7 protein-coding genes are annotated in these 8,660 nt (G+C 53.1%); 5 read left to right on the top strand and 2 right to left on the bottom strand.

The genetic code is table 11. The features are described from left to right. Positions 1 to 428: ISAs1 family transposase (locus OKC40_RS03990; protein ID WP_270794163.1), on the bottom strand; the 428-nt coding region annotated here is incomplete at its 3' end. A gap of 695 nt (positions 429 to 1,123) precedes the next feature. Between OKC40_RS03990 and OKC40_RS03985 the strand changes: the two genes are divergently transcribed. The 5 genes from OKC40_RS03985 to OKC40_RS03965 all read left to right on the top strand — a co-directional run bounded on the left by OKC40_RS03985 (position 1,124) and on the right by OKC40_RS03965 (position 5,435). Further along, positions 1,124 to 1,309, top strand: coding sequence for a hypothetical protein (locus tag OKC40_RS03985; protein ID WP_270794162.1), 186 nt, complete (start codon positions 1,124 to 1,126; stop codon positions 1,307 to 1,309). A 6-nt stretch (positions 1,310 to 1,315) separates the two neighbouring features. Further along, complete coding sequence (locus tag OKC40_RS03980; protein WP_270794160.1) at positions 1,316 to 2,194, top strand: GTP pyrophosphokinase; 879 nt, start codon at positions 1,316 to 1,318, stop codon at positions 2,192 to 2,194. 128 nt (positions 2,195 to 2,322) lie between these two features. Continuing rightward, the gene (locus tag OKC40_RS03975) at positions 2,323 to 2,787 is read left to right on the top strand and encodes a hypothetical protein (protein ID WP_182937622.1); all 465 of its coding nucleotides are present in this window, start codon (positions 2,323 to 2,325) and stop codon (positions 2,785 to 2,787) included. Between the two features lie 336 nt (positions 2,788 to 3,123). After that, the gene (locus tag OKC40_RS03970; protein WP_270794158.1) at positions 3,124 to 4,506 is read left to right on the top strand and encodes a leucine-rich repeat-containing protein kinase family protein; all 1,383 of its coding nucleotides are present in this window, start codon (positions 3,124 to 3,126) and stop codon (positions 4,504 to 4,506) included. Between the two features lie 281 nt (positions 4,507 to 4,787). Further along, positions 4,788 to 5,435, top strand: coding sequence for a thiopurine S-methyltransferase (locus OKC40_RS03965; protein WP_182937620.1), 648 nt, complete (start codon positions 4,788 to 4,790; stop codon positions 5,433 to 5,435). 320 nt (positions 5,436 to 5,755) lie between these two features. Here the strand turns inward: OKC40_RS03965 and OKC40_RS03960 are convergent, their stop codons facing one another. Continuing rightward, a complete protein-coding gene (locus OKC40_RS03960; RefSeq protein ID WP_182937619.1) occupies positions 5,756 to 8,542 on the bottom strand; it encodes an insulinase family protein in 2,787 nt (928 codons plus the stop codon). Between the last annotated feature and the right edge of the window lie 118 nt (positions 8,543 to 8,660).

The following is an 8,660-nucleotide window of genomic DNA, read 5'->3' as shown; positions in this document are numbered from 1 at the left end:
TTAGGGGTTGCTTTCTGGCTTAACACCAGCCCATTTTCGGTATCGTAAGCCGTGACCAACTGAAGCGCATCCTTGGCATTTCCCCGAAAGGAGCCGCGTAACACCTTGCCATCAAAGGCAATGATGGGTTTGCCCTGATGAGTGCGCTGTTCATTGACCCAGCACAGCAACGCTTCAAGCAAGGTATCGATGACAATGCAGCGCAGAATGCGGGCAACAGTGTGACGCCGCGGGATGCCGTTGGCAAAGGGGCGATGCTGACGGAGCCAATCGATCTTTGAATCGCCATAGGTTTCGATGTCATTCCAGCCCTCGGCACCACTCATGATGGCACTGATGACAAGGAACATGACATCAACCAGGTTATGTTTACGATTGATCTCAGAGCGAGTTTCTTCGACAAGGGTAAGGTGTTCAATCAACGTCATAGCGCGTGCCTCCTGCATGGAGACGCGATTAGATCACAGACGATCTGCCTGTTCAAATTTCATTAACAAAGTGCGATCCCGCCCTGCGATCTGAGTGGGTTGCGGGTCAAGACGGGGAGGTGGAACGCTCCCAACCTGTTGACCCCAACAACCAGCAATAAGAAAGACGCCTTAGGGCGTCTTTTCTTTTTTCATATCTGAAACCTTCTGAGGTTTGGTCGAATTTTATACTTGTTAATTGGTTTGTTGATCTCGCTCAGGAAACTATCATCTCACTCTTTTTCTTATCTGCCTTGCTCGCTAGGATAGTCGTTTGGAGATGTCCTCTTTAGAGTTATCTATGAGTCAGGCCAGAGCTACTGAGTGGATAAAAGGCTACAAGCAGAGTCAAAGTGTTTCAAACTAACGGCAACCTGATTGATATTTTTCTGTGCTTGAGGCTCTAACGAAAGAATCTATGGATAAGGCTAATAATATTATGGGCAGTTTACAGAGATTATACAGGCTCAAGACAACCAAAGCTCGTAGACATATCCGTCGTAGCTGAGGGTTATGAGCAGGAAGACTCAAGAAAAATACAGCCATATGAAACTGTGAATGAGAGCTGGGTTCCGTATGTTTTAGACTGGCAACATGCTGCACCCCGTCAAGCCAGCTTACGCAAGGTGTTATACGATTTAAGCGAGGAATAAACGTTGTCGAAAGAACAATTAATAAAAGAATATGATGAGAAAATAGGACTCTACACGCAGTTTTTGATATCTGTGGAGTCTCTTGTTTCTCGTTTATTGAGTGCTTCTGAAATTACACCTCACTCGATAAGTGCGAGAGTTAAAGATCGTGCTAGTTTAGTTAAAAAAATTCAGAAAAAAGATAAGTGAAAATCATTGTCAGAGTTGACTGATATTGTAGGCATCAGACTGATAAGTCATTATTCTGGCGAGGTTGATAAAATCGCAAGTATAATTGAGCAGGAGTTTAGTGTTGATAGAGATAATTCTATTGGTAAGCGAACTAGTCTAGATCCCGACAGATTTGGTTATCTATCATTACATTATGTTGTGAGTTTATCTGATAGTCGCTCAGGGTTAATTGAATACAGGAAATTTTCAGGGTTAAAATTTGAAGTGCAAATACGCTCGATACTTCAGCACACATGGGCTGAGATAGAACATGATATCGGCTATAAATCTAAAACTGAAATCCCTAAACCTGTACGCCGAAAATTTTCCCAACTAGCTGGTTTATTAGAGTTGGCCGATGACCAATTTATTCAAATTAGAAATGAATTAAATAATTACGAAGCTGATATCAAAAATGTTATTGTCAACTCGCCTCAGAGTGTAGATATCGACAGTGTTACAGTTCTCAACTACTTCAATACTAATACAGCTATAAATGATCTAGATAATAAAATTGCGAAAACATTAAATGTTGATTTAAAAGAATTGAACAAAGAACACTCATCTCGACATATTAAGTATCTTAATTACTTTAAAATTGATAGTTTTTCAGAATTAGATGAGTATATTAATAGATATAGTGAATATATTTTACAGAGGGCTGAAGATATTGGTGCATCTTACAAAGATAGTGATGCAGTAAGTCGAGGTATTTCTGTGTTTTATTTATATCAAGTTTTAGCCTCAAAGTTAGGGTCAGAGCATGAAATATTTGAATTCCTTAACTTTATGGGGTTGTCATTGGAGGAGAGAAGAGAAGACTTTGCCAAGTATTTATATGACTTTGGTCAAAAAATAAAATAACAAAATGTTTGAGGTTAATTAGCTATAGGGGGGTGCCGTTCGTTTTCTCTGATTTTGAAGGTTGTTTGCGACATTTCTAGGAGTTGGTTACTGACATCTTAAAGGGCTGAAAGAAATATGGTGAGATTATGAGAGGTTCATTGAAAGCTGAGGTTTTATATTCATTCTTATTAGGTTCAGTGCCAGTGATTTTAGCGAGAAATCAACCTGGTTTTTCTGCAATAAAAGCACTTGCGAGCTTGGATCCTGGGGATGTTGTTTTTAATTATTTCTTATATCTCCTATGCATACACCTTGTGATTTGGTTTGTAAATGTTCAGGTGCTAAAAACAAATCAGAGTTTATCAAATGTTTTTAAAAAATTACACGGTTTAACATACAATCTCGGTTTTGCTATTCATGGTATATATCGAGCATTAGCTGGGGCTGTACCGGTAGCGATGTTCTTTGAACTAGAAAAACACGGATTAACTCAAGGTTGGCAGAGAGTTACAATATTAAGTGTTGTTTTAGCTATATCTTGTTTGTTTGCAAGCGTAGTCTTGTCTAAGACTACTGAATATACTGCTCCAAGAATCTCATTTTTTGGATAGTAATATTTCTAACAATGGGCCAAAGTAGATTCATGTTATTCAATGCCGTAGCCATAATGTGCAATAAAATTGCACCGCTATTTTTGAGCCTTATACCCCGCACAAACTCCGCTCAGCAAACGGCGCAATGCGCTGCGCTTATTGCACCCTACGTGTTTCGTCAATTCGATGGGGTGGCGGTGCTGAGCGCCATGACCCGTCACCAAGGCAACAAAAGGAACGATCTCTGCCCCGAATTCTTTATAATGCCCCCCTTTAAAACCGCTGGACGCTGGTCCGGCGCGCGCTGATGGCTGGCTACGTCATCAGGCAGATCATCAGGATTGAGAAACGGTTATGCATACTCTGGAACAGTTGCGCGCAGGTGAACTGTGCGGTGCCCGCCATCTGAAGCTTTGTGAAAACCTGGCGGTTTTCCCACCCGAGATCCTGAGCCTGAAAGAGACGCTGGAGGTGCTGGATCTCACCGGTAACCAGTTAAGCACGCTCCCTGACGAGCTGGCCGGGTTTGGCAAACTGCGCATCATCTTCTGCTCCGAGAACCGCTTTACCGAGCTGCCCGAGGTGCTGGGGCGCTGCCCGGCGCTTACTATGGTGGGCTTTAAGGCCAACCGGATTGCCACCGTCTCGGCCAAGTCGCTGCCAGCGAGGTTGCGCTGGTTGATCCTGACCGACAACGCGGTGCAGCAGTTGCCCGATGAATTGGGCCAGTGCGACGCCCTGCAAAAGCTGATGCTGGCGGGCAACCGCCTGCGCGCGCTGCCCGCGAGCCTTGCCAACTGTCGCAATCTGGAGCTGCTGCGCATCGCCGCCAACCGCATCGAACGTTTCCCCGAGTGGCTGCTGTCGCTGCCGCGCCTTTCATGGCTTGCCTACTCCGGCAACCCCTTTAGTGAAGGGGAGGAGGTGCGGGCCATCGATGATGCCCATGTCGCGCCCATTGCCTGGGAGATGCTGGCGCTGGGCGAGCTGCTGGGGCAGGGGGCATCCGGTGTTATCCATCGCGCCACTATTTTTGATGACATGGCTGATAAAAGCGCCGATGAGGTGAGTCAGACGGGCGACAGAGCTGATGGCAGTCAGGTGGCGGTCAAGCTGTTCAAGGGGGCGGTAACCAGCGATGGCTTGCCCCGCTGCGAGATGGCGGCATCGCTGGCGGCGGGCACTCATCCCAACCTTATCAAGGTGATGGGCAAGGTGGCGGATCACCCCTCCGGCATTGCGGCGCTGGTGATGGAGCTGATCGACCCGGCCTTTGCCAATCTGGCCGGGCCGCCGAGCCTGGACTCCTGCACCCGGGATGTCTATCCCGAGGGGCTGCGTCTCTGTGTACCGGATGCGCTGGCGATGGCCCATGGCATCGCCTCGGTGGCGGGCCACCTGCACCGCACGGGCATCATGCACGGGGATCTCTACGGTCACAATATCCTGTTTGCCCGTGGCTCTGACGCACCGGCTCGCGCCCTGCTGGGGGATTTTGGTGCGGCGTCCTTATATGACCGCAGCGACCGCGAGCGGGCCGTGGGCCTTGAGCGACTGGAAGTGCGCGCCTTTGGCTGCCTGCTGGAAGAGCTGTTGGCCCATTGCGATACGCAAGACTCATCGCTCGATGGGTTGCATCAGCTCAAAGCGGCCTGTCTCTCGGAGCTCCCCGCCGAACGTCCCGATTTTGCTTATATCGACCGTCAGCTGGCGGCCGCTCGCGCCACGCTGTCGTGACCTTGTTGGCGTTGGCAGGCACGGTTTGGCCTGTCAACGCCATTCCTTTTATTCATTCATCGCCATACACCCATGACGTTTTTGCATGGATTGGTGTGCTTCTGTTCGTCATCAACGCACCCGATAGCCCATTGCGGCAGCGAGGTGCGCTGCAAGGGGACGTCCCGTCATTCGCCCGATAACAGGCAGGGGCTGCGCGGCAAAAAGGGGAGGGCAGAGGGTTGCGCGGTGCCGGTTAAGTTGTGATATTGATGCATCTTTAGTACAGAAGGGTAATAACGATGGAAGCTGCGTTTTGGCATCAGCGTTGGGAAGAGAACCGGATTGGCTTTCATCAGACGGACTTCAACCACTGGCTGCAATCCTGGTGGTCGGCCCAGCAAGCGGACGAGCCGGTGCTGGTTCCCCTGTGCGGCAAGTCCCGCGACATGCTCTGGCTCAGTGGTCAGGGTCATCCGGTCGATGGTTTCGAGCTATCGAGCCTTGCTGTCAGCCAGTTCTTCAGTGAAAACCAGCTCGCTGCAACCGTCAGTGAAGTGGGCCCTTATCAGTGCCATCAAGTGGATAGCCTGCGCATTTTTCAGGGGGATTTTTTCGCCGCCCCCAGCTTGGGTCGCCGTTACCGGCTGGTCTATGACCGTGCGGCGCTGATCGCCCTGCCGACGGCGATGCGCCGCCAGTATGCGGCCCTGATCAGTTCGCTGGTCGAGACCGGTGGCCAGATCCTGCTGGTGACCCTCGAATATCAGCCGGAGCAGCAGACTCAGCCCCCCTTCTCGGTGGGGGAGATGGAGGTGCGAGCCCTGTTTGAACGGGACTTTCGTATCGAGGTGCTGGGGCGCGCCGCCGAGGTGGATCACCCGCGGGTGTTGTCGGGTCAGCTCTCCTACTTCGATGAGGTTGCGTACCGACTGGTTCGCCGTGGCTAACGGGCGGCTAAAGGGTGATCTGCGCCGACAAATCGTCGGGCCGTGCGCTCTTCGCTACCTCCTTTGACATAGATCAACGTGACTGTCGGGGGGAGTGCCTAATATGAGGCTGTTTCTCAATCACTGTTGGCATTGCAAAGCGAGTATCGGGTCCGTCCCGCTTGCTGATCAGCAACTCAGTGTCTGATTTTCACGCTCATGTTCACTTTTGGCGGCTTTGGTCGCAATTGTTATGGTTTTTCCAGCCGACCCTGATGGGTCGGCTTTTTATTGCCTGCGATTTACCGTGGTAGGGAAAAACGGGGAATAGCGAGGCCTGATCAGGCCTCGAAGGTGGCGGCATTGAGCCGAAATGCCCGTGGATCATCGATAAACTGGCCGGTGATCCGCTCGTCATGTTCGTGCCCCAAACCGTAGCTGCAGAGGATCAGCCGATCGGAGGTGCGCGAGCGCAGTTGGGTGATAAAGCGCACCAGATCGGCGCGACTAAGCTTGCCCACCTCGTCGCAGACCCGTTCCCGTTGATCAAACCCCAGATCCTTGTTGCCGATGCTGACCCACAACCGCTGGCCGCGACTGCGCAGGTTGGCATCCCGCTCGCTCAGCTGGGCTTGCAGCCCGGCCTTGCTCTCCTGCCACTGCTGCTCGGTAAATTCAAGCATGGCGAGCGGGAAGAGATCGATAAACTCCTCCACCGCATCGAGCAGGATCTGCGGCCCCGCCACCGGTGACTGGATATAGAAGATCAGGCCCGGGTGGCGATTGAGGGGCAGGTTGCCGGCACCCACCACATAACCCAGTTGCTGGCGGGTGCGCAGCTCGTGGAAGAAGGTGGAGGACATGATGTGGTTCGCCAGGGTAAAGCAGGCGAGATCCCGCGCCCGGGTGGTGCGGGACTGGTAGTAGACCAGCAGTGCCGAGTCTTCGTGATCGCAACCCTGCTCGCGAATAAGGGTGCCCCTGTCCTGAATGGAGATGAGCGGGCGGCGGGTTTCGCCGCTCGGCTTGCTGCTGGTGCCATGGATATCGCTCAGGTGTCGCTCCATCAGGGCTGCCAGCTCCAGCGCTTCGGCGGCAGTCCAGTCGCCATGCACCAGCGCCTCGACATGCACCTCGCCAAACAGCTTGGCGACGAAGGCGGGCATCTCTGAGAGCTCCACCGTGCGCAGGTGGCGCAGCAGCTGTTCGAACGGCGGGTTGTTCGGCTGCAACAGGCTGGTGAGCTGGTTAAATAGCTGGGAGATGGGCCGCGCCTTGGACTGGTTGTCCCAGTTGCGAATGAGCTGCTCCTTGATTTCGCTAAAGCGGCCCGGATCCGGATATCCCAGGGTGCGGTTGCCGAGGATCATGTCGAGCAAGAGCGGCTGCTTGTCGGCAAAGCCGCTCAGGTTGATGGTAAAGCCCCCCTGATGGGCATAGATCTGGTAGCCCAGTCCCGCCAGCTCCGCCGGATAGGTGAGGGCGTTGAGGTGATCGGCCAAGAGCTCCACGGCGAGGCGCGCCATGGCGATATTGCGCGGATTTTTTACCGCATGTTCGCTGTCGATGGAGATATAGAGATTGCCCTTGGGCACGCTGAACAGGTGCTCATGGAGGTGCCAGAGGCGAAAACCCGGGCGATCGATAAGGCATGCAGGCATGTCGGCAGCAAGCTCGGGCGTGCGCGGATCGAGCCGGTTGCTGATAAAAGGGTTGGGCTTGGGCAGCGCCAGCACCGGATCCGGTTCGCTCTGCTGCCAGCGAATTTTCTCGGCCTCGGTGATGGTCGCCACGCTGTAGGGGGTCTGATACCAGCGGGCCAGCCGATCGGTCGCCACTTCCGGCGCGGTGATGGTGATGCGCAGGTTGTGCGGGGTGAGCTTGGCGAGGAAGCGGCGGATCAGCCCCTCGTCGTATTCGCGCATCATGTAGTCGCCGTAGAGCAGATCCTCAGGCTTGTAGCTAAAGAGGTTGAGCACCAGCCCCGACACCGTATCGAGGGGGCGGCCGCGCTCCTGAAAGCGGAACGCTGATTCGAGCACGGTCCGTTTTTCGTCATAGCGCCAGCTCTGCAGCCCTTCGCGGCCAATCAGTTTCAGATAGCCAAACAGGGCGGCGAGGATGTCATCCACATGTTCAAGGCCCAGAGGAGTGAGGCCGAAGTTGACGCCAAAATCCTTGAAGTTGGCGCCGCTGATGCCACCGCCCGCCGAGAGCTGGTTGACCCAGCCTTTCGCCTTGAGCAGGGAGAGCAGGCTGCCATCCCCCTCGTAGCCAATCAGATGGCTCAGGAAGGTGAGGGGCTTTTTGTCGTAAAACTCGTCCACATTGGGCAAGGGGAAGCTCAGCGACAGCTTGCGGGTCTCCTTGACCGGATTGATGTGGATGCGCACGCCGAGATCATCGAGCCGGTAGAGCGGCATGGTGAGAGTCGGGGTTCCCAAATTGCGATTCAAAATGGGAGCAAAATAGCGACAGCACCACTGCAACTGGGTATCGATGGATTCCGGCGAGATCATCACCAGCGCCATGCGATCCGCGCTGTAGTGGCTTTCGTAAAACCGGATAAGGTCGGAGCGCAGATCCCGTCCCGGCAGATCGGCCAGGGTATCGAGGTTGCCCACCGAGAATTTTGAGAAGGGGTGCGCCGGATTGACCGTCTCTTTATGCACCTGATAGCTGCGGCGCATGTCGTCCTGCAGCTTGAGACGATACTCGGAGTCGACTGCGTTGCGCTCCTTGTCCACCCACTCCGGATCAAACGTGGGGCAGATAAAGAACTGGGCGAAGCGATCCAGCCCCGCTTCGAAGAAGCCGTTGTCGATCTCGAAGAAGAAGTTGGTGAATTCCGTACCGGTCCAGGCATTGTTGCTGCCGCCATGACGGCTCATAAATTGCTGGTATTCACCTGGCTTGGGGTAAGTGGCGGTGCCGAGAAACAGCATGTGTTCCAGAAAATGGGCCATCCCCTGGCGGTCGGCAGGATCGTCAAAATGGCCGGTATTGACCGCCAGAGAAGCGGCGGATTTGTCGGTTTCGGGATCACAAATCAACAAGACCCTGAGCCGGTTGGCCAGCTCCAGAAAATGGTATTGCCGATGGTCATTGGGACTGGCATATGGGCTCATTGGCGTGTGACTCACGTTGGATTTATTTGAATTTAAACATGATTATCGACCCCGCTATCCCGTCAGGCAAACCCTTTTCTGAGAGGTAGCGCAATTGTTTCCACACCCGTAGCGGGGT

Source organism: Aeromonas sp. QDB11, assembly GCF_027705265.1.
In the GTDB taxonomy this organism is placed as follows: domain Bacteria; phylum Pseudomonadota; class Gammaproteobacteria; order Enterobacterales; family Aeromonadaceae; genus Aeromonas; species Aeromonas allosaccharophila.
This window is presented reverse-complemented; position numbering and strand designations above follow the sequence as displayed.